We start from the raw sequence: 18,903 nt of genomic DNA on the forward strand, positions 1-18,903 counted from the left end.
ATGACTGCCCGCTTTCCCGTGGCGCGGCCCCGCCGGCTGCGCCGCACACCCGCGCTGCGGCGCCTGGTCGCCGAGACCCGGCTCGCTTCCGCCGACCTGATCCTTCCGATGTTCGTCAAGGAGGGCATCGCCGAGCCCCAGCCGATCCCGTCCATGCCCGGCGTGTACCAGCACACCCGGGAGAGCCTGCGCAAGGCGGCGCACGACGCGGTCGAGGCGGGCGTCGGCGGGATCATCCTGTTCGGCATACCCGCGGCCAAGGACGGCACCGGCTCGGCCGCCGACGACCCGGCCGGGATCGTCCAGGCCGCGGTCCGCGACCTGGTGTCCGACCTGGGCGACAGCACCGTGATCATCACGGATCTGTGCCTGGACGAGTTCACCGACCACGGGCACTGCGGCATCCTCACCCCGTCCGGCGAGATCGACAACGACGCGACGCTGGAGCGGTATGCCTCGATCGCGGTCGCGCAGGCCGAGGCGGGCGTGGCCGTGGTCGCGCCGAGCGGGATGATGGACGGCCAGGTCGGCGCGATCCGCACCGCGCTGGACGAGGCCGGCCACCCGGACGTGGCGATCATGGCGTACTCCGCCAAGTACGCCTCCGCCTACTACGGCCCGTTCCGGGACGCGGCCGAGTGCGCGCCACGGTTCGGCGACCGTTCGTCCCACCAGCAGGACCCGGCCAACGCGGACGAGGCGCTGCGCGAAGTGCTGCTTGACCTCGACGAGGGCGCGGACGTGGTCATGGTCAAGCCCGCGGGGCCCTACCTGGACATCGTGCGGAGGGTCCGCGACACCGTCCAGGTGCCGGTGGCGGCGTACCAGGTCAGCGGCGAGTACTCGATGATCGAGGCGGCGGCGGCCAACGGCTGGCTGGACCGGGAGCGGACGGTCATGGAGTCGCTGACCGCGATCCGGCGGGCGGGCGCCGACATCATCCTGACGTACTACGCGGCCGAGGTGGCGCGCGTCCTGCGGGGCTGAGGCCCGGACGCCCGCGTTCCGGTGATCGCTTGCCGATGATCACCCCGGTCTAGTCACTTAGGACCGTTTCCTCGGGGTCGCCGTGTCCCACCTCACGGCCCAGCGGCATCATCGGTACCAAGGAACCTGGCTGAGGGGGGCGCGATGCTGGTGGTCTCGGGGGGAAGACGGCAGCGGACCGGACGCGGCCGGACGGCGGCGGCCGCGCGCGCGTACGCCGAGCTGGGCTGGCCCGTGATCCCCGGAGCGCACCCCCCGGCGGCGGGCGACCGCGCGTGTTCCTGTGACCGGCTCGGCTGTCCCGACCCGGCCGCGCACCCGCTGTCGGGCGCGTGGGCGCTGGAGGCCACCGTCGACACGGCCACGCTGGACCGGTGGTGGAGCAAACGTCCCGACGCCAACATCGTCCTGCCGACCGGCCGGGTCTTCGACGTGTTCGACGTCCCCGCACGGGCCGGGGAGCTCGCGCTGGAACGGATCGACCGTGCGGGCCTGCCGGTCGGGCCGGTCGCGTCCGTGGCGGGCGAGCGCTCCCTGTTCTTCGTCGCGACCAGGGGCGCTCCCGTGGACGAGGACGAATGGTGGTCGTGCCATCTGGACTGCTCGCCGGAGACGATCGCCGACACCCCGGGCATGCGGTGGCACTGCCGCGACAGCTACGTGCTCGCCCCGCCGTCCGCCCTTCCCTATGGCCGCCAGGTCACCTGGCTGCGCGAGCCCGGGGACGGGCCGCTGCCCGACCCGCTGCGGCTTCTCGAAGTGCTGTCCGACAGCTGCGAGGCCGCCGAGCACACCGCCTGCTGACGTCCTCCCCTCACTGACCGGCGATACGGGGAGCGGCGATGGCCTTCGCGCGGCCCCACTTCGCGTAGGTGGCCGAGATCGTCTGCGTCCGGGTCTTCTCCGTGCCGGCGGCCCTGAACCACAGCTGCGCCGGGCGTCCGGCGCGGTCCAGCCTGAGGGCGAACGAGACCTGCTGCGCCCCCGAGATCCTGACCAGTTGCGTGTAGAGCGCGCCGATCTCGGGGAGCCGGGTGAGCCGGTCCATCGGGGCCGTGCCCCGGTAGATCTGCCCTTCCCGCTTGAACGTCGTGCTGGAGTTCAGCAGGGCGACGACGTTGCTCACCGCGCTGGCCGACCGGGCCTGCGCGGCCAGGGCCGGGTAACCCGAGGACTGGCCGCCGGCCGGGATCGTGCGCCAGGTCCTGCCGACCATGATGTACGAGACGTCGCCCACCAGGACGGCGCGGGTGGCGCGCCGTGTCTCACCCGTTCCCGCGACGTTCATGCTGTAGGACGGGGACGAACCGTTCACCAGGTTGAACGTCCCCTTGGCCACGGACTTGCCGCCGCAGCAGCCGGCCCGCTTGTAGGTGAACGAGGCGCCGGACGCCTGCGAGGTCGCCTGCTGGACACGGGTCGCCAGCGCCGCCGCGGCCGGGTCGGCGGGGCCGGGCGGCGCCGCGGGCCGCGGGCTTCCGCTGGTCGCCGGGCCGGTGGGGCCGACGGAGTCGTTGTCGTCGCCGCCCAGGAACAGCGCCGCGCCGACCGTGCTGCCGGCGATCACCACGACCGCGAGCGCGGCGGCGACGACCCAGGAACGGCCGCGCTGTCCCCCGCCCTCGGGCGCGCTGGGAGGCGGGAACGTGGAGAGGTCCGGGTGCGCCGATGTCGCCGTCGGGGCGGTGGCGGTCGTCCCCGGCGGGTCGGGCCATGCCGACGGGACGGCCGCGGGCTGTGCCATGCGGGCGGCGGGCGCCTTGGACGCCTTCGCGGGCTTCGGCTTGGGCACCTTCGGTGTCTTCCCCGGCGCGGGCTCGGGCTGCCTGGCGGCCTGCTCGGCCAGCTCGGTGAGGCGGCTGCGTCCCTGGGCGAGCCACGCGGGCCCGTACGCCTCGACCGCCGCGTCCTCCACCGCGCCCAGGAAGTCGGCGGCCGACTCGGGACGCGAGCCCGGGTCCTTGGCCAGGCCCAGGGCGATCAGCTCGCGCAGCGGCCCGGGGACCATCTCCACCGGGATCGCGGCCTCGCGGTGCTGCTTGGCGATCGCCGCCTGGGTGCGCCCGCCGTAGGGCGGATGCCCGGTCAGGCACTCGAAGAAGACGGCGCTGACCGCGTACAGGTCGGAGGCGACCGAGGCGGGCGCGCCGTCCCACAGCTCGGGCGCGGCGTACGAGGGGATGGTCTGCGCCTCGGTGCCGGAGCGGGCCAGGGCGAAGTCGGTCAGCCGGCAGTTGCCCTCGCCGTCGATCAGGATCTCCGCCGGGCGCAGCGTGCCGTGCGCGATCGCCTTGGCGTGCGCGGCGGCCAGCCCGAGCAGCGAGCCGCTGACCATGGCCAGCGCCGCCAGCGGCCCGGTCGGGCCCTGGGCGGCCAGCAGCCGGCGCAGCCCCAGGCCCTCCACCCGTTCCATCACGATCGCGGTTCCCTCGGGGGATTCCACGAATTCGTAGAAGTCCACGACGTTCGGGTCCTCAAGCTGCGACAGGCGGCGCGCCACCGCGCGAAAGCGCGAGAGGAACGCCTCGTCACCGTCCAGCCGCCGGTCGAGATACTTGATCACGACCTTGGTCTGGGTGACCTCGTCGAGGGCGAGCATGACCCGGCCGGTGACACCCGCGCCCAGCTCCTGGACGTGGGAGAAGCCAGGGACCATCCAGCCGTCAGCCACGTGCGAGCCATCCCTTTCGAATACGGCCGGTTCCGGGTGCGCGTGAGGCTCCCGTAATGCCTTGTGACCGGTTGCCTTGAGACTGAGCTGTGGGCGCAATGGTATCTGTGTATCCGGTGGAATATCGGCCGCTTAGCGCACAGGTCACGAGCAGATGCCGAACTGCAACTGAGAGACTGGGCCGGTGACCGAATTCCATGTCTCCCAGCATGTCTCCCAGCAAGTCTCCCAGCGGCTGTTCGACAGAGCGACCCGGGTGGTGCCCGGCGGGGTCAACTCGCCGGTGCGGGCCTTCCGCGCGGTGGGCGGCACGCCGCCGTTCATGACGGGCGGGCGCGGGCCCTACCTCACCGACGCCGACGGCAACGAGTACGTCGACCTCGTCTGCTCGTGGGGGCCGCTGATCCTCGGGCACGCCCACCCGGCGGTGGTCGAGGCGGTGCGGGCGGCGGCCGGGCGCGGCACGTCCTACGGGGCGCCCACGCCGGGCGAGGTGGAGCTGGCCGAGGAGATCACCTCCCGCGCGCCGGTGGACATGGTGCGGCTGGTCAACTCCGGCACCGAGGCGACCATGTCGGCGATCCGGCTGGCGCGCGGCTTCACCGGCCGGACGAAGGTCGTGAAGTTCGCGGGGTGCTACCACGGCCATGTGGACGCGCTGCTCGCCGCCGCCGGGTCGGGCGTGGCCACGCTGGCGCTCCCGGACACCCCCGGCGTCACCGGCGCCACCACCGCCGACACCCTCGTCCTGCCGTACAACGACGTGGCCGCGATCGAGACGGCCTTCGACGAGCACGGCACCGACATCGCCTGCGTGATCACCGAGGCGGTGCCGTGCAACATGGGCGTGGTGCCGCCGCTGCCCGACTTCAACCGGCTGCTGAAGGCGCTGTGCGAGCGGTACGGCGCGCTGCTGGTGGTGGACGAGGTGCTCACCGGGTTCCGCGCGTCGCCGTCCGGCTGGTACGGGATCGAGGGCGTGGCCGGTGACCTGATGACCTTCGGCAAGGTGATGGGCGGCGGGCTGCCCGCGGCGGCCTTCGGCGGCCGTGCGGAGATCATGGAGCGGCTCGCGCCGGCCGGTCCCGTCTACCAGGCGGGCACGCTGTCGGGGAACCCGCTGGCCACCGCCGCCGGGCTGGCGACGCTGCGCAACGCCACGCCCGAGGTGTACGAGGCGATCGACCGTTCGGCCGCGCTCGTGGCGAGCGCCGCGTCGGAGGCCCTGGAGAAGGAGGGCGTCCCGCACCGGGTGCAGGCGGCGGGCAACCTGTTCTCGGTGTTCTTCACGGGGGAGGCGGTCGGGGACTTCGCCGCCGCGCAGCGCCAGGACGGCGCGGCCTACGCCGCCTTCTTCCACGCCGCCCTCGAACGCGGCGTGTACCTGCCGCCTTCGGCGTACGAGGTGTGGTTCCTGTCGGCGGCGCACGACGAGACGGCCTTGGAACGGGTCGTCGACGCGCTCCCGCACGCCGCTCGCGCCGCCGCGGCGGCCCAGTCCGGCTGAGGCACGCCCGGCGATCATTTAGGACGATCTAGTATTGCTGCCGATCTCCTTTTAGTATCGCTTACATGCTGGATCTGGAACGGCTGCGGGCCCTGCACGCCGTGGCGACCTACGGCTCGGTCAGCGCCGCCGCCGACGTCCTCCACGTCACCACTTCGGCGGTATCGCAGCAACTGGCCAAGCTGGAACGGGAGACCGGGCAGAAGCTGCTGGAGCGCAACGGGCGCGGCGTTCGCCTCACCGACGCGGCGCTGCTGCTCGTCGAGCACGCCGACCGCATCCTGTCGCTGGTCGAGCAGGCCCAGGCCGATCTGGAGGCCCAGCGCGGCGCCGTGGTGGGCCGGCTCACGGTGGCAGCGTTCCCCACCGCCATCCGCGGGCTGATGCCGGCCGCGCTGGGACGCCTGCGCGCCGACCACCCCGGGCTCTCGGTGCTGCTCCGCGAGGACGACCCGCTGCGGAGCATGCCGCTGGTGGCGCGCGGCGACCTCGACATGGCCATCACCCAGGACTGGAACAACAAGCCGATGGCGATACAGGAGGGCCTGCAGAAGGGCGCGATCTGCGACGACGTCGTCGATGTCGCGCTGCCCGCCGACCACCCCCTGGCCGGGCGGGACGAGATCGAGCTCAAGGAACTGGCCGGCGACCCGTGGATCAGCTCGTCCCCGGACAGCATCTGCTGCGACTGGCTGATGCGCACCCTGCGCGCGATCGACTCCGAACCCCGCATCGACCACATGGCCTACGAGTTCGCCACCCAGCTCTCCCTGGTCGCCGGCGGGCTCGGCAACGCCGTCCTGCCGCGGATGGGCCGCTGCGACGTCCCGGACGGCGTGGTGGTCGTCCCGCTGTCCTCCCCGCTGATCCGCCGGGTGTACGCGGTGTGGCGGGAGGAGGCCGCCCGCCGTCCCGCCATCCGCGCCGCCCTGGACGCCCTCCGCGCCTCCGTCCCGGCCGGGCTCACCCCCTTGGGGGCCGCCGCCGCACGCTGACCCGCCGGGCGGAGGCCGCCGGTCGGGAGGCGGGCGGAGCGCGGGTAATCTGGCCACGCCATGACTGACAAGACGATCGTTCACCTGCTGCGGCACGGTGAGGTGCATAATCCCGACGGCGTCCTGTACGGGCGGCTGCCCGGTTACCGCCTGAGCGAGGACGGGGTCCTCATGGCGAAGGCGGCCGCGCGGTGGTTCGCGGAGCGGGACGTCGCCGCGATCTTCTCCTCACCGATGCAGCGCGCCGTGGAGACGGCCGCGCCCATCGCCGAGGCGTTCGGCCTGACGGTGACGGTGGACGACGGCCTGCTGGAGGCCGACAACCACTTCGAGGGCATGACCTTCGGGGTGGGCAAGGGCTCGCTGCGCCGCCCAGAGCACTGGCGGTACCTGATCAACCCGTTCCGGCCGTCATGGGGCGAGCCGTACAAGCAGATCGCCGCGCGGATGCGGGCGGCGGTGATCAGGGCACGCGAGGCGGCGCGCGGCCACGAGGCGGTCTGCGTCAGTCACCAGTTGCCGATCTGGATCCTGCGCCTGCACGCCGAGCATCGCAGGCTCTGGCACCATCCGGTCAAGCGCGAATGCGGCCTGGCCAGCGTGACCAGCCTGTCGTTCGAGGGGACGCGGCTGGTGGAGGTGACCTACCGGGAGCCCGCCGCCGGCATCGCGAAGGGACCCAGTGTCGCGGGCGCCTGAGACGCCCGTTAGATTGTGTACTACGTCTTGTAGTAGGAGGGTCGTGTTGAGCCCCCGAGCGATCACCGTGCGCGCCGCGTCCGCCCTGCCGGCCGGCCTCGCGGCCTGCGCTCTGCTCGCCGGCTGCGCGGGCACCGGCGCGTCCGGGGACGGCACGGGCGGCGGCAACCGGTTCGTCGCGGGCGACGGCTCCGTCCAGGTGATCAAGGCGGCCGACCGCAAGGCCCCGGTGCGGGCCTCGGGCACAACCCTGGAGGGCGAGCGCTTCGCGCTGCCCGACGGCGATGACAAGGTCACCGTCGTGAACTTCTGGGCGTCGTGGTGCGCGCCGTGCCGCGGCGAGGCGCCCTCGCTGAAGCAGGTCCACGACGAGACGGTGAGCAAGGGCGAGGACGTCCGGTTCGTCGGGGTGGCGTTCAAGGACGCCAAGGCCAACGCGCTGGCCTTCGAGCGCACCTTCAAGATCACTTATCCGAGCCTGTTCGACGCCGACGGCGCCGTGACCCTCGCCTTCCGCGAGGTCCCGCCGAACGCGATCCCCACCACCCTCGTCCTCGACCGCCAGGGCCGGGTCGCGGCCCGCGTCATCGGCGCCACCACCTACTCCAAGCTGCGTCCCCTCGTCACCCAGATCCTCGAAGAACGATGACCGCCCTGGACACCACCGAGCTGGTGGCGGGCGGGTCGCTGCTGGTGGCGGGGCCGCTGGCGGCGCTGGCGGGCGTGGTGTCGTTCGTGTCGCCGTGCGTGCTGCCGCTGGTGCCCGGCTACCTGTCGTACGTGACCGGGATGACCGGCGCCGACCTGGCCGAGCAGCGGCGGGGGCGGCTGCTGGCGGGGGCGGCGCTGTTCATCGCCGGGTTCACCGTGGTGTTCGTGACGGCCGGGGTGGCGTTCGGCGGGCTGGGACGGTGGCTGCTGGAGTACCAGGACCCCATCACCCGGGTGCTCGGCGCGGCCACCATCGTGTTCGGGCTGGCGTTCATGGGACTGGTCCCGGGCCTGCAACGGACGCTCAAGCCGGGACGGCTGCCGGCGGCCGGGATGGCGGGCGCGCCGCTGCTGGGCGTGCTGTTCGGGCTCGGCTGGACGCCCTGCATCGGGCCCACGCTGGCCGCGGTGCAGGCCCTGGCGTTCAGCGAGGCGAGCGCGGGCCGCGGGGCGCTATTGTCGCTGGCGTACTGCGCGGGCCTGGGCCTGCCGTTCGTGCTGACGGCGCTGGCGTACCGGCGGGCGCTCGGCGCGTTCGGCGCGGTGAAGCGGCGTTACGCGGTGGTGATGCGGGTCGGCGGGGGCATGCTCGTCGCCCTCGGCGTGCTGCTGGTGACCGGGCTGTGGGGCGATCTGACCATCGAGCTGAAGTCGTGGATCGGCGGCTTCGAGACGGTGATGTGAGTGGCGAAGACGACCACGCCCGACACCAGGGCCGACATCAAGGCCGATACCGAAGCCGGTACCGAGGCCGCGGCGACGGGCGCTCCCGCCGAACGGCGCGCGCCCGGTGAGGCCCCCGAGGCACCCAGGCCGCGTGGGTTCGGCCCCATCGGGTGGCTGCGCTGGGGCTGGCGCCAGCTCACCACGATGCGGACGGCGCTGATCCTGCTGTTCCTGGTGGCGCTGGGCGCCGTCCCCGGTTCGGTGCTGCCGCAGCGCGGGCAGGCGCCGGAGAGGGTCGCCGAGTACTTCGAGAAGCACGCCACGCTGGCGCCCTGGTTCGACCGGCTGTCGCTGTTCGACGTGTTCGCCGCGCCCTGGTTCGCGGCGATCTACATCCTGCTGTTCGTGTCGCTGGCCGGCTGCGTGATCCCGCGGGCGTTCCAGCACTACAAGGCGATGCGTGCCCGTCCGCCCGCGGCGCCGCGCAACCTGCTGCGGCTGCCGCAGTCCGCGTCGTTCGAGACCGACGCCGAACCGGAGGCGGTGCTGGCCGAGGCGCGCAAGATACTGCGCAAGCGCCGGTTCCGGGTGGACGGGGGCGTGACCGCCCGAGCGCCCGGAGGGCGGTCACGCGGCTTTTCCGGGGGGTCTGGGGGGTCGCCCCCCCAGGATGATGCGGCCGCCCGAGCGCCCGGAGGGCGGTCACGCGGCTTTTCCGGGGGGTCTGGGGGGTCGCCCCCCCAGGATGATGCGGCCGCCCGAGCGCCCGGAGGGCGGTCACGCGGCTTTTCCGGGAGGTCTGGGGGGTCGTCCCCCCAGGATGATGCGGCCGCTCGAGAGCAGTTGTCTTCCCAGGTTGACAGCGGCGCGGTGTCCGCGGAGAAGGGGTACTTGGGTGAGACCGGCAACCTGGTCTTCCACCTGGCCCTGCTCGCGCTGCTGTTCGCGCTGGGAATGGGCAACGTGTTCGGCTACCGCGGCAACGTGGTGGTCAGCGAGGGAAAGTCGTTCGCCAACGCCCTGTCGTACTACGACCAGTTCACGCCCGGACGGCGGTTCGACACCGACAGGCTGCCGCCGTTCTCCCTGACACTGGACGACTTCAAGGCCACGTACCAGACCCAGGGCGTGCAGCGCGGGCAGGCGACCGACTACCAGGCGAGGCTGCGGTTCCGGGAGACGCCCTCGTCCCCGGAGAAGCCGTACAACCTGCGCGTCAACCATCCGCTCTCGGTGGGCGGCGCGAAGGTCTACCTGCTCAACCACGGGTACGCGCCCGTCTTCACCGTGCGGGACGCCAAGGGGAACATCGCCTTCCAGGACTCGGTGCCGTTCCTGCCGATGGAACAGCGCAACTACACCTCCGAAGGCGTCGTGAAGGTCCCCGACGCCGAACCCGAGCAACTGGCCTTCTACGCCATCCTGTGGCCGACCGCCGTGGCCGACCAGGACGGCAAGCAGATCGTCTCGGGCTTCCCCGCGCCGCTGCGCCCCGTGGTGACGATCTCCTCGTTCAAGGGCGACATCGGGCTGGACACGGGGAACCCCCAGTCGGTCTACAAGCTGGAGGGCATCGGCAGGACGCTGCACCCGGTGAAGGGCGGGCAGAAGCTGCTGGAACCCGGGGAGACCTTCACGCTCCCCGGCGGCGCCGGATCGATCACCTTCGACGGGATGCGCGAGTGGGCGAGCCTGTCGGTCAACCACGACCCCGGGCGGATGCCCGCGCTGGTCGCGGCCGTGCTGGCGATCGTGGCGATCGTGGCGTCGTTCATGGTGCGGCGCCGCCGGGTGTGGGTCCGGGCGCGGGCCGGTGAGGGCGGGCGTACCGTGGTCGAGGCCGGGGGGCTCACGCTCGGGAACCCGACCCCGGAGTTCGACGAGATCGTGGCCGCGCTGCGCGGCACCGTGGTCCGGGACGAGCGTCCCGAGCGGGACCCGGCGACCGAGACGAAGGAGTGACGAGGGTGGGGACTGCCGACCTCGCGAACCTGAGCGACAAGCTCATGCTGACGACCGTGGTGCTGTACATCGTCGCCATGGCGTCCTACGCCGCCGATCTGGGCTTCGGCCGCCGCCGTACGAAGGCGGAGGCGGACGCGGTCTCGCAGGTCGCGGAAGAGAAGGCCAAGGTCCTCGTCGGCGCGGGCACGTCCGGTACGGACGCCCCGGCCGCGGCCGTGAAGGCGGACGACGAGGCCGCCGGCTCGGATTCCGGCTCGGGCGGGCTTGAGCGCGCCCAGGTCGACTGGGCGCGGCTGGCGGTCGTCCTGAACGTGCTCGGGTGGGCGGCGCACCTCGGCGCGATCGTGAGCCGCGGGCTGGCCGCCGAGCGCTGGCCGTGGGGCAACATGTACGAGTTCCTCACCGCCATCGCGTTCGCGGCGGTGACGGCGTTCCTCGTCGTTCTGTGGCGCTTCCAGGCCCGGTTCCTCGGCGCGTTCGTCACCCTGGCCGCGGTCGTCGCGCTCGGGATCGCCAACATCTGGCTCTACAACTCGGTCGGCCCGCTCGTCCCGGCGCTCAACTCGTACTGGATCGCGATCCACGTGACGGCGGCCATCATCGCGACCGGGGCGTTCACGGTCGGCGGCGCGACGACGATCCTCTACCTGCTCAAGGTGCGCCAGGAAGTGCGGGCCACGGCGGGCGGCGGGACGTTCCTGGACCGGCTGCCGGGCGCCGACGCGCTGGACCGGCTGTCCCTGCGGGTCACGATGTTCGCCTTCCCGATCTGGACGGCCGCCATCATCATGGGCGCCGTCTGGGCGGACGACGCGTGGGGCCGGTACTGGGGCTGGGATCCCAAGGAGATCTGGTCGTTCGTCACCTGGGTGGCGTACGCGGCGTACCTGCACGCCCGCGCCACGGCCGGGTGGAAGGGACGCCGGGCCGCGGTCCTGTCGCTGATCGCCTTCGCCGCGCTGCTGTTCAACTTCTTCGGCGTGAACTACATGTTCTCCGGGCTGCACTCCTACGCGTAGCTCGGGACGCCCGGCACCCGCGTCGGGTCACTCTTCGCCGCGCAGCCTCCGTTCGAGGTCGCGCAGGAACGCCGGATCGTCCTCCGGGCCCCTGGGCGGTTCGGCGGCGCTTTCCGGCACCCCCGCGGGCAGGCTCGCCGATCCGCTCGGTCGCCCGGGCGGCACCCGCACCTTCGCCCGGCCGACGGCCAGCCACAGCACCGCGCCCGGGAGCAGCCCAAGCAGCACGATGAGCAGCCAGCCGAACTTGGGCAGGTGCAGTACCTCGGACTCGTCCGTGGTGAGCACGTCGAAGAGTCCGAAGAGCCACACTCCGATCAGGATCAGCGAGAGCAGCACATACACCATGCAATGAGCGTAGACCGTGACTGAGGGGGATGACGCCGAGTCGGGTCTGCCCTTACCCTGCCTCGGGGGCCCTGACGCTGTTGTTGAGTCCGGGGGCCCGCTTGCAGAGGAGCCCGATGCGCTTCAAAGGCATCCACCGTAGGCACCGGGAGACGAGGGACGTGTCGTACGCCCCCTCGTCCTCCGACTCACGGCAGCGCGTGCGGTGGCGCCCCGAACGGTTCCGGCTGCGGCCCCGCGGCGACCATCCACGCGACCGGCTGGGGCGTTTCCGCCGGGTGCGGCGCGACGAGGCACGCGATCCCGGCCCCGACGCGGTGCCGTACGGGGTGGCGGACGTCGTCCCGGACGTGGCACGCGACCGTCCCGGGCACTGGACGGGAGGCGCGGGTCCGGACGGCCCGCCGCGTTACTCCTGGAAGGACTTCGAGCTCGACGACGCACCGCCGCCGCGCGCCGAGCCGCGCCCGCCGGGCTCTCCGTACGTGGCGGACGGCCGCCGGCACTGTGGCGTCCTGGAGAGCATTCTGTACCGGCAGTGGGACGCCCGGCTGGGCCCGCCGCCGCCCGAGGTGGTGCGGGCTGTCGACAGCCTCGCCGCGCTGCCCGACACGCTGAAGGTGAAGCTCGCCGGCGGGCTGGAGGGCATCTATGTCGGGCCGGGCGGCGTCCCGCAGCTCGACGACATGGCGCACCTGCGCGACCGGCCGCTGCCCTCGGGACGGGGGACCTGGGACATCTGCGCCGGCGCCTACGGCGACGGGAAGATCATCGTGGGGGACCGGCCGTCGCCCACGCCGGACGTCATGATGCACGAGGTCGGGCACGCGCTCGACGACATCGACGGCGGGGACGGCTGGCGGTCCGATAGCGAGGAGTTCCGACGGCTGTACGAGCGGTGCCTGCCCCATCTGGCGGCCGAGTTCCACCGGCAGCCCGACGCGCTGGGCCGCCGCGAGTTCTTCGCCGACGCGTTCGCCGCGATCTCCGCCCGGCAGCGGCCCGCCCTGGTCGATATGCTCGCGGGCAACATCCGGATGGCCCTGGATGTCATGCTGTTCTTCAACCGCAGGTACGGAATCTGATGCGCGTCCCCCGCACCGCCGCGCCGTCCGGCGACGACCAGCACCGAAGGTGATCGACGATGTATGTGATCCGGCTACCCGACGGAACGCTCCGGGTGCCCCACAGCGTCCTCACCGGCTCCGCGAAGGGGACGCGGGAGCCGGGCGAGGGGCCCGGGGTCATCGCGCAGGGCTACGTCGAGATCGGCCCCGGCGACCCGGACTACGACCGGCTGCTGCCCGAGTCCATCACCGAGCAGGAGATGGAGGACAGGCGCCGCGCCTGGCGGGACGGCGACGCCGACCTGCTCCGAGCGTTCGAGGAGTACAAGGCCGACATCGAGGGCGGCGGCTGAGGGCGGCGACCTGAGGCCGGTACCTGGAGGCGGTTGCGGTCGTCGGCGGCGCGAGGGTTCGGGGGTACTCCCGTCGCGCGCCCGGGGACGGCCCGCCGTCCGGTCGCCTCAGCGAACCTCGACGGGCTCGTCGCCGCGCAGGAGCGCGTGCACCTCGGACTCGCGGAAGCGGCGGTGGCCTCCGGGCGTGCGGATGCTGCTGATCCGGCCCGCCGCTGCCCAGCGCGTGACCGTTTTCGGATCGACCCGGAAGAGGGCGGCGACCTCTCCGGGGGTCAGCAGGCGCTCGCTGGTGCTCTCCACGTTTTCTCTCCCCCTTTGTCCCGCTCTCGGTGCGGGTGGACTGTTTCATAGTGTGGCGGCTCTAGACCGATTTCTCCCTTGTTTTCGGAAAACATCACGCTGAGTAATTCGCTGAGCAGGCGAGATCACGGGAAGTACATGCTTCATCGCTCACAACCGTCCCGTGGAGCGCAGCAGGCCCGTGCCGTCCCTCCCGGCAGGGGCCTTCGCGGCACCCGTTGACCAGTGCGGTCACCCTCGGCATAGGCTCCCCGTCATGTCCGATCTTGTCTCCCTGGCGGAGATCGAAGAGGCGGCCGGGCGGCTGCCGGGAGCGGCGGTCCGCACCCCGCTCGTGCCGTTCCCGTTGTCGGATCCGCCGCTGCTGGTCAAGGCGGAGTCGCTGCAGCCGATCGGCGCGTTCAAGGTGCGCGGCGCCTACGCGACGATCGCCGGGTTGCCGGAGGACGTGCGAAAGCGCGGCGTGGTGACGCATTCCAGCGGCAACCACGCGCAGGCGGTGGCGTTCACGGCGCGGGCTCTCGGCATCCGGGCGGTCCTGGTCGTCCCGAACACCGCTCCGCAGGTGAAGGTCGACGCGTGCGTCGCGCTGGGCGCCGAGGTCCTGTACGTCGAGCCGACGATGGAGGCGCGGGAGACCACGGCCGCGCGGCTGGCCGAGGCGCACGGGCTCACGCTCGTCCCGCCGTACGACGACCGGCGGATCGTCGCGGGCCAGGGAACGGCCGGCCTGGAGATCGTGCGGGACCGCCCGGACGTGGACGTGGTGCTCGTGCCGATCGGCGGGGGCGGGCTGATCTCCGGTGTCGCGGCGGCGGTGAAGCGGCTGCGGCCCGAGGCCAAGGTCATCGGGGTGGAGCCCCAGTTGGCGGCCGACGCGCGGGCGTCGCTGCTGGCCGGGCGCCCGGTGTCCTGGACGGCCGCGCAGACGTCCCGTACCAGCGCGGACGCGCTGCGCGCCCAGCGGGTGGGCGACATCCCGTTCGCGCACATCCGGGCCTTCGTGGACGACATCGTCACGGTGAGCGAGGAGGAGATCCGGCTGACGGTGAGGAGGCTGGCCCGCGAGGCACGCCTGGTCGCCGAGCCGGGAGGCGCGGTCGCCACGGCCGCCTATCTCTACCGCAGGGACGAGCTGCCCTCGGCTCGCACCTATGTCTCCGTTCTGTCCGGTGGCAACGTCGATCCCGCCTACCTTGCCGAGGCCATCGCGTAGGGCCGCACCCGGGTCCGGGCTCCGCACATCGCGGGATAGCCTGGAGGTGTCATGCGTTCGGTACTCCTCTACACTGCCGCCCGCTTCGCGATCTTCCTGGCTACGGCGGCCGTTCTGGCGTTGCTGGGGGCCCGCGGTCTCCTGCTGCTGGCGCTGGCGGTGTTGGTCAGCGGGATCGTGAGCTACGTCCTGCTGTCGGGGCAGCGCGACGCGATGTCCTCCGCGCTGGTGCGCGGAGTGAAGGAGCAGCGTCGCAGACTGGAGAGGGCGCGCACCAAAGAGGACGGCGGGACGCCCTAGGCTGACGTCATGACCCGGGCCTCTCTCGACAAGCGACCGGCCGATGTGGCGGCGATGTTCGACCGCACGGCCGAGCGCTACGACCTGCTCAACACCCTGATGACGGGTGGGAGGGACCGGAGCTGGCGGCGGGCCGTCGTGCGCGCCGTGGACGCGCGTCCGGGCGAGCGGATCCTGGACCTGGCCGCCGGTACGGGGACCTCCTCGGTGCCCTTCGCCAGGGCGGGCGCGCTCACCGTGGCCTGTGACTTCTCGCTCGGCATGCTGCACGTCGGTGTGAAGCGGAACAAGGGCCTCGAGGGGCTCGGCTTCGTGGCCGGGGACGCGCTGCGCCTGCCGTTCGCGGACGGCGCGTTCGACGCGGTGACGATCTCCTTCGGGCTCCGGAACGTGGCCGACACCGAGGCGGCGCTGCGGGAGCTGCGGCGGGTCACCCGTCCCGGCGGGCGGCTGCTGGTGTGTGAGGTGAGTCACCCGTCCAACGCGGTGCTGCGTTTCGGTCACCGTCTGCATCTGAGATTCGGTCTGCCCGCACTGGCCCGGATCAGCTCGAATCCCGATTCGTACCGCTATCTTGCCGAGTCGACGCTGGCCTGGCCCGACCAGGCCGCGTTGTCCCGGCTCATCCAGGCCGCGGGCTGGGACGCTGTGCGGTGGCGCGATCTCACCTTCGGGGTCGCCGCCCTGCACCACGCCACCAATCCGGGCCCCAGCACCACCGGTCCGTAGCCAGAGCCCTTTTCGGACCGGTCCAAAATCGAGGTGGTCCAGAGGTATCCAGGAACCGCCCTAAAGGAATAGACTCCCCCCGGATCCTTGTGAAGTGCTTCACAAGCGAACGAGCGAAGAAGGACCGTTGTGACCGACTCCACCCGGCAGGCAGACGCGATCGTCGTGGGGGCCGGACCCGCCGGGGCGTCCACCGCCTACTGGCTGGCCCAGTCAGGGCTGGATGTCGCGCTGCTGGAGAAGGCCACCTTCCCGCGCGACAAGATCTGCGGTGACGGGCTGACCCCCCGCGCCGTCCGCGCGCTGATCGGCATGGGCGTCGATCTCGACGCCCCCGGCTGGACCCGTAACAAGGGCCTGCGCATCTACGGCGCCGGTGTCAGGATCGAGCTGCCCTGGCCCGAGCTGGCGAGCTTCCCCGACTTCGGCCTGGTCCGCACCAGGACCAGCCTCGATCAGTTGCTCGCCGAGCACGCGGCGAAGGCGGGCGCCCGGCTGATCCAGGGGTGCAACGTCACCGGCCCGATCCTGGACGAGCGCACCGACCGCATCATCGGCGTCAAGGCCGTCCACGAGGGCGAGGAGGTGGAGTTCCGCGCGCCGCTCGTGGTGGCCGCCGACGGCAACTCCAGCCGCCTGTCCCTGGCCATGGGCCTGCAACGGCGCGAGGACCGCCCCATGGGCGTGGCCGTCCGCCGCTACTACCGCACCCCGCGCCACGACGACGAGTACATGGAGGCGTGGCTCGAACTGTGGGACGGGCAGCGCCTGCTCCCCGGGTACGGCTGGATCTTCCCGGTCGGCGACGGCACGTCCAACGTCGGGGTCGGCCTGCTGAACACCAGCAAGGCGTTCCAGAACATCAACTACCGGAACATGCTCAGGGACTGGACCGCCCAGATGCCCGAGGAGTGGCAGATGGACGAGGACCACGCCACCGGGCCGATCCGCGGCGCGGGGCTGCCCATGGGCTTCAACCGCCAGCCGCACTACACCCGAGGCATGCTCCTGGCCGGTGACGCCGGCGGCATGATCAACCCGTTCAACGGCGAGGGCATCGACTACGCGCTGGAGTCCGGGCGGCTGGCCGCCGAGATCATGGTGCAGGCGCTGGCCCGCAGCACCCCCGCGCAGCGGGAGCGGACGCTGTACGAGTACCCGCGCATCCTCAAGGAGGAGCACGGCGGCTACTTCACGCTCGCCCGGCTGTTCGTGCAGGCCATCGGCGACCCGCGGGTGATGAAGTTCCTGACCGCGCACGGCCTGCCGCATCCCACGCTGATGCGCTTCACGCTCAAGCTGCTGGCCAACCTCACCGACCGGCGCGGCGGGGACGCGATGGACCGTGTCATCAACGCGATGCAGAAGGTGGCGCCGGCGGCATGACGGTGGTTTGCGAGGAGGGGCGGTAGAGCGTGGATCTCTACGTACCGATCATTGTGCTGGGGGCGCTGGCCTTCGCCTTCGCGGCCTTCTCCGTGGCGATGGCCGCGCTCACCGGGCCCAAGCGGTGGAACAGGGCGCGGCTCGACGCCTACGAGTGCGGCATCGAGCCGACCCCGCAGCCGGTGGGCGGCGGGCGCTTCCCGGTCAAGTACTACCTGACGGCGATGCTGTTCATCGTCTTCGACATCGAGATCATCTTCCTGTACCCCTGGGCGGTCGCGTTCGACCGGATGGGGATCTTCGCCCTGGTGGAGATGATCTTGTTCATCCTCGCCGTGCTGGTGGCGTACGCCTACATCTGGCGGCGCGGCGGTCTGGAGTGGGATTGATGAGCGAGGTGCAGACGCGCGGCGCGCGCCCGGCCGACAAGCCCGCGACGAGGCGAGCGCGCGCCGGACGGCGCGCCGGAGCGGAACGGGGGTAGAGCGATGGGCCTTGAGGAGAAGCTCCCGAGCGGATTCCTGCTGACGACGGTCGAGCAGGTCGCGGGCTGGGCGCGCAAGAGCTCGGTCTGGCCCGCCACCTTCGGGCTGGCCTGCTGCGCGATCGAGATGATGGCGACCGGCGACCCGCGGCACGACTTCTCCCGATGGGGGATGGAACGCGCCTCGGCCACGCCCCGGCAGGCCGACCTGATGATCGTCGCGGGCCGGGTGAGCCAGAAGATGGCGCCGGTGCTGCGGCAGATCTACGACCAGATGACCGAGCCCAAGTGGGTCATCGCGATGGGCGTGTGCGCGTCGTCGGGCGGTATGTTCAACAACTACGCGATCGTGCAGGGCGTGGACCACATCGTCCCGGTGGACATCTACCTGCCGGGCTGCCCGCCGCGTCCCGAGATGCTGCTGGACGCGATCCTGAAGCTGCACGACAAGATCCAGAACACCAAGCTCGGCGCGCAGCGCAAGCGGCAGATCGAGGAGCTGGAAGAGGCCAAGCGCCGCAGGCTCCCGCTGCTGGGCCAGCCGATCGGGGGCGCGTCATGACCGAGCGGAGCGAGGGCATGAGCGCGGCTTTTGCCGGGGGGTGTGGGGGGTCGTCCCCCCACTGCGTCATGACCGAGCGGAGCGAGGGCATGAGCGCAGCTTTTGCCGGGGGGTGTGGGGGGTCGTCCCCCCACAAGGGAGGCATGTCATGACTTCGCAACATCCCGAGCAGCGGGCGGAGCAGGCGGCGGACCAGCTCCCCGCGCACACCCAGGAGGAGCGCCAGGAGCAGCCGATCGCCCGCATGGGCATGTTCGGCGCGAGGACGACCGGCGACACCTCCGGGTACGGGCGCCTGGTCGTCCGGCAGAGCCCGAAGGTGTCCACGCCGCGCCCGTACGGCGGGCCCAAGGGCGGCGCGGAGCCGGGCGAGTTCGACGAGGTCGCCGACCGGCTGGAGCGGGCGCTGCCCGACTTCGGGGACGCGATCGAGCGGGTCGTGGTCGACCGCGGCGAGATGACCTTCTACGTGCGGCGCGAGCACCTGAAGGCGGTCGCGCGGACGATGCGGGACGACCCCGAGCTGCGGTTCGAGCTGTGCAGCGGCGTGTCGGGCGTCCACTTCCCCTCGGACGCGGGCGCCGAGCTGCACGCGGTCTACCACCTGCTGTCGATCACCCATAACCGGCGCGTGCGGCTGGAGGTCACCTGCCCCGACGCCGACCCGCACATCCCGTCGATCGTGGACGTGTACCCGACCGGCGACTGGCACGAGCGCGAGACCTACGACTTCTTCGGGATCGTGTTCGACGGGCATCCGGCGCTGACCCGCATCGAGATGCCCGACGACTGGGTCGGCCACCCGCAGCGCAAGGACTACCCCCTCGGCGGTATCCCCGTCGAGTACCGAGGAGCGGAGATCCCGCCACCGGACGAACGGCGGTCGTACGTATGAGCGAGCTGGACCAGAGGGACGTGGGAATGCGGCGCCCCGG

General features: G+C 72.0%; 21 protein-coding genes. 18 read left to right on the forward strand and 3 right to left on the reverse strand.

Annotated features, from left to right (window positions below; all coding sequences use genetic code 11):
* Window positions 1–987: a porphobilinogen synthase gene (gene hemB, locus QSK21_RS19230; protein WP_285697562.1), complete on the forward strand. Its 987-nt coding sequence runs from the start codon at window positions 1–3 to the stop codon at window positions 985–987.
* A 144-nt stretch (window positions 988–1,131) separates the two neighbouring features.
* Window positions 1,132–1,791 carry a bifunctional DNA primase/polymerase gene (locus tag QSK21_RS19235; RefSeq protein WP_285697563.1) on the forward strand — a complete coding sequence of 220 codons (660 nt, stop codon included), beginning with the start codon at window positions 1,132–1,134 and terminating at the stop codon, window positions 1,789–1,791.
* A 10-nt stretch (window positions 1,792–1,801) separates the two neighbouring features.
* Here QSK21_RS19235 and QSK21_RS19240 read toward each other — a convergent pair whose 3' ends face one another.
* Window positions 1,802–3,658 (reverse strand): serine/threonine-protein kinase, encoded by a 1,857-nt coding sequence (locus QSK21_RS19240; RefSeq protein ID WP_285697565.1) that lies wholly within the window; start codon window positions 3,656–3,658, stop codon window positions 1,802–1,804.
* Between the two features lie 184 nt (window positions 3,659–3,842).
* Between QSK21_RS19240 and hemL the strand changes: the two genes are divergently transcribed.
* The 7 genes from hemL to ccsB all read left to right on the forward strand — a co-directional run bounded on the left by hemL (window position 3,843) and on the right by ccsB (window position 11,220).
* Window positions 3,843–5,165, forward strand: a complete 1,323-nt coding sequence (gene hemL / locus QSK21_RS19245) for a glutamate-1-semialdehyde 2,1-aminomutase (protein ID WP_285697566.1) — start codon at window positions 3,843–3,845, stop codon at window positions 5,163–5,165.
* A gap of 65 nt (window positions 5,166–5,230) precedes the next feature.
* Window positions 5,231–6,160, forward strand: coding sequence for a LysR family transcriptional regulator (locus tag QSK21_RS19250; protein WP_285697568.1), 930 nt, complete (start codon window positions 5,231–5,233; stop codon window positions 6,158–6,160).
* Between the two features lie 60 nt (window positions 6,161–6,220).
* Window positions 6,221–6,859 carry a histidine phosphatase family protein gene (locus QSK21_RS19255; RefSeq protein ID WP_285697570.1) on the forward strand — a complete coding sequence of 213 codons (639 nt, stop codon included), beginning with the start codon at window positions 6,221–6,223 and terminating at the stop codon, window positions 6,857–6,859.
* 43 nt (window positions 6,860–6,902) lie between these two features.
* Window positions 6,903–7,508 carry a TlpA family protein disulfide reductase gene (locus QSK21_RS19260; RefSeq protein ID WP_352231297.1) on the forward strand — a complete coding sequence of 202 codons (606 nt, stop codon included), beginning with the start codon at window positions 6,903–6,905 and terminating at the stop codon, window positions 7,506–7,508.
* Window positions 7,505–8,254: a cytochrome c biogenesis CcdA family protein gene (locus QSK21_RS19265; RefSeq protein WP_285697572.1), complete on the forward strand. Its 750-nt coding sequence runs from the start codon at window positions 7,505–7,507 to the stop codon at window positions 8,252–8,254. The genes QSK21_RS19260 and QSK21_RS19265 overlap by 4 nt, the downstream gene beginning before the upstream one ends.
* The gene (gene resB, locus QSK21_RS19270) at window positions 8,255–10,198 is read left to right on the forward strand and encodes a cytochrome c biogenesis protein ResB (protein WP_502871575.1); all 1,944 of its coding nucleotides are present in this window, start codon (window positions 8,255–8,257) and stop codon (window positions 10,196–10,198) included.
* Between the two features lie 5 nt (window positions 10,199–10,203).
* A complete protein-coding gene (gene ccsB, locus QSK21_RS19275) occupies window positions 10,204–11,220 on the forward strand; it encodes a c-type cytochrome biogenesis protein CcsB (RefSeq protein ID WP_285697573.1) in 1,017 nt (338 codons plus the stop codon).
* Window positions 11,221–11,247: 27 nt separating this feature from the next.
* Here ccsB and QSK21_RS19280 read toward each other — a convergent pair whose 3' ends face one another.
* A complete protein-coding gene (locus QSK21_RS19280; RefSeq protein WP_285697576.1) occupies window positions 11,248–11,568 on the reverse strand; it encodes a PLDc N-terminal domain-containing protein in 321 nt (106 codons plus the stop codon).
* A gap of 116 nt (window positions 11,569–11,684) precedes the next feature.
* Between QSK21_RS19280 and QSK21_RS19285 the strand changes: the two genes are divergently transcribed.
* Window positions 11,685–12,653, forward strand: coding sequence for a hypothetical protein (locus QSK21_RS19285; RefSeq protein WP_285697577.1), 969 nt, complete (start codon window positions 11,685–11,687; stop codon window positions 12,651–12,653).
* Window positions 12,654–12,712: 59 nt separating this feature from the next.
* A complete protein-coding gene (locus tag QSK21_RS19290; RefSeq protein WP_285697578.1) occupies window positions 12,713–12,988 on the forward strand; it encodes a hypothetical protein in 276 nt (91 codons plus the stop codon).
* Window positions 12,989–13,096: 108 nt separating this feature from the next.
* Here the strand turns inward: QSK21_RS19290 and QSK21_RS19295 are convergent, their stop codons facing one another.
* Window positions 13,097–13,291, reverse strand: a complete 195-nt coding sequence (locus tag QSK21_RS19295) for a BldC family transcriptional regulator (protein ID WP_285697579.1) — start codon at window positions 13,289–13,291, stop codon at window positions 13,097–13,099.
* Window positions 13,292–13,547: 256 nt separating this feature from the next.
* On the opposite strand from QSK21_RS19295, the gene QSK21_RS19300 reads away from it, so the two are divergent.
* The 7 genes from QSK21_RS19300 (at window position 13,548) to QSK21_RS19330 (ending at window position 18,863) form a co-directional block, all read left to right on the forward strand.
* Window positions 13,548–14,507, forward strand: a complete 960-nt coding sequence (locus tag QSK21_RS19300; protein ID WP_285697580.1) for a threonine ammonia-lyase — start codon at window positions 13,548–13,550, stop codon at window positions 14,505–14,507.
* A 51-nt stretch (window positions 14,508–14,558) separates the two neighbouring features.
* Window positions 14,559–14,807 (forward strand): DUF4229 domain-containing protein, encoded by a 249-nt coding sequence (locus QSK21_RS19305; RefSeq protein WP_285697582.1) that lies wholly within the window; start codon window positions 14,559–14,561, stop codon window positions 14,805–14,807.
* Between the two features lie 9 nt (window positions 14,808–14,816).
* The gene (locus tag QSK21_RS19310) at window positions 14,817–15,536 is read left to right on the forward strand and encodes a demethylmenaquinone methyltransferase (protein WP_285697586.1); all 720 of its coding nucleotides are present in this window, start codon (window positions 14,817–14,819) and stop codon (window positions 15,534–15,536) included.
* Between the two features lie 129 nt (window positions 15,537–15,665).
* The gene (locus QSK21_RS19315; protein WP_285697587.1) at window positions 15,666–16,922 is read left to right on the forward strand and encodes a geranylgeranyl reductase family protein; all 1,257 of its coding nucleotides are present in this window, start codon (window positions 15,666–15,668) and stop codon (window positions 16,920–16,922) included.
* 29 nt (window positions 16,923–16,951) lie between these two features.
* Window positions 16,952–17,311, forward strand: a complete 360-nt coding sequence (locus QSK21_RS19320; RefSeq protein WP_285697589.1) for an NADH-quinone oxidoreductase subunit A — start codon at window positions 16,952–16,954, stop codon at window positions 17,309–17,311.
* Window positions 17,312–17,410: 99 nt separating this feature from the next.
* The gene (locus QSK21_RS19325; protein WP_285697590.1) at window positions 17,411–17,968 is read left to right on the forward strand and encodes a NuoB/complex I 20 kDa subunit family protein; all 558 of its coding nucleotides are present in this window, start codon (window positions 17,411–17,413) and stop codon (window positions 17,966–17,968) included.
* Window positions 17,969–18,116: 148 nt separating this feature from the next.
* Window positions 18,117–18,863: an NADH-quinone oxidoreductase subunit C gene (locus QSK21_RS19330; RefSeq protein WP_285697591.1), complete on the forward strand. Its 747-nt coding sequence runs from the start codon at window positions 18,117–18,119 to the stop codon at window positions 18,861–18,863.
* The last annotated feature ends 40 nt before the right edge of the window (window positions 18,864–18,903 follow it).

Origin of the sequence: Actinomadura sp. NBRC 104412 (genome assembly GCF_030269515.1) — a bacterium.
Classification (GTDB): Bacteria; Actinomycetota; Actinomycetes; order Streptosporangiales; family Streptosporangiaceae; genus Spirillospora.

Coding starts and splice junctions, on each gene's coding strand:
- QSK21_RS19235 (WP_285697563.1), top strand. CDS start 1,132: ATGCTGGTGGTCTCGGGGGGAAGACGGCAGCGGACCGGACGCGGCCGG.
- QSK21_RS19280 (WP_285697576.1), bottom strand. CDS start 11,568: ATGGTGTATGTGCTGCTCTCGCTGATCCTGATCGGAGTGTGGCTCTTC.
- QSK21_RS19330 (WP_285697591.1), top strand. CDS start 18,117: ATGACTTCGCAACATCCCGAGCAGCGGGCGGAGCAGGCGGCGGACCAG.
- QSK21_RS19325 (WP_285697590.1), top strand. CDS start 17,411: ATGGGCCTTGAGGAGAAGCTCCCGAGCGGATTCCTGCTGACGACGGTC.
- QSK21_RS19285 (WP_285697577.1), top strand. CDS start 11,685: ATGCGCTTCAAAGGCATCCACCGTAGGCACCGGGAGACGAGGGACGTG.
- QSK21_RS19290 (WP_285697578.1), top strand. CDS start 12,713: ATGTATGTGATCCGGCTACCCGACGGAACGCTCCGGGTGCCCCACAGC.
- QSK21_RS19305 (WP_285697582.1), top strand. CDS start 14,559: ATGCGTTCGGTACTCCTCTACACTGCCGCCCGCTTCGCGATCTTCCTG.
- hemB (WP_285697562.1), top strand. CDS start 1: ATGACTGCCCGCTTTCCCGTGGCGCGGCCCCGCCGGCTGCGCCGCACA.
- QSK21_RS19300 (WP_285697580.1), top strand. CDS start 13,548: ATGTCCGATCTTGTCTCCCTGGCGGAGATCGAAGAGGCGGCCGGGCGG.
- QSK21_RS19250 (WP_285697568.1), top strand. CDS start 5,231: ATGCTGGATCTGGAACGGCTGCGGGCCCTGCACGCCGTGGCGACCTAC.
- QSK21_RS19265 (WP_285697572.1), top strand. CDS start 7,505: ATGACCGCCCTGGACACCACCGAGCTGGTGGCGGGCGGGTCGCTGCTG.
- QSK21_RS19310 (WP_285697586.1), top strand. CDS start 14,817: ATGACCCGGGCCTCTCTCGACAAGCGACCGGCCGATGTGGCGGCGATG.
- QSK21_RS19255 (WP_285697570.1), top strand. CDS start 6,221: ATGACTGACAAGACGATCGTTCACCTGCTGCGGCACGGTGAGGTGCAT.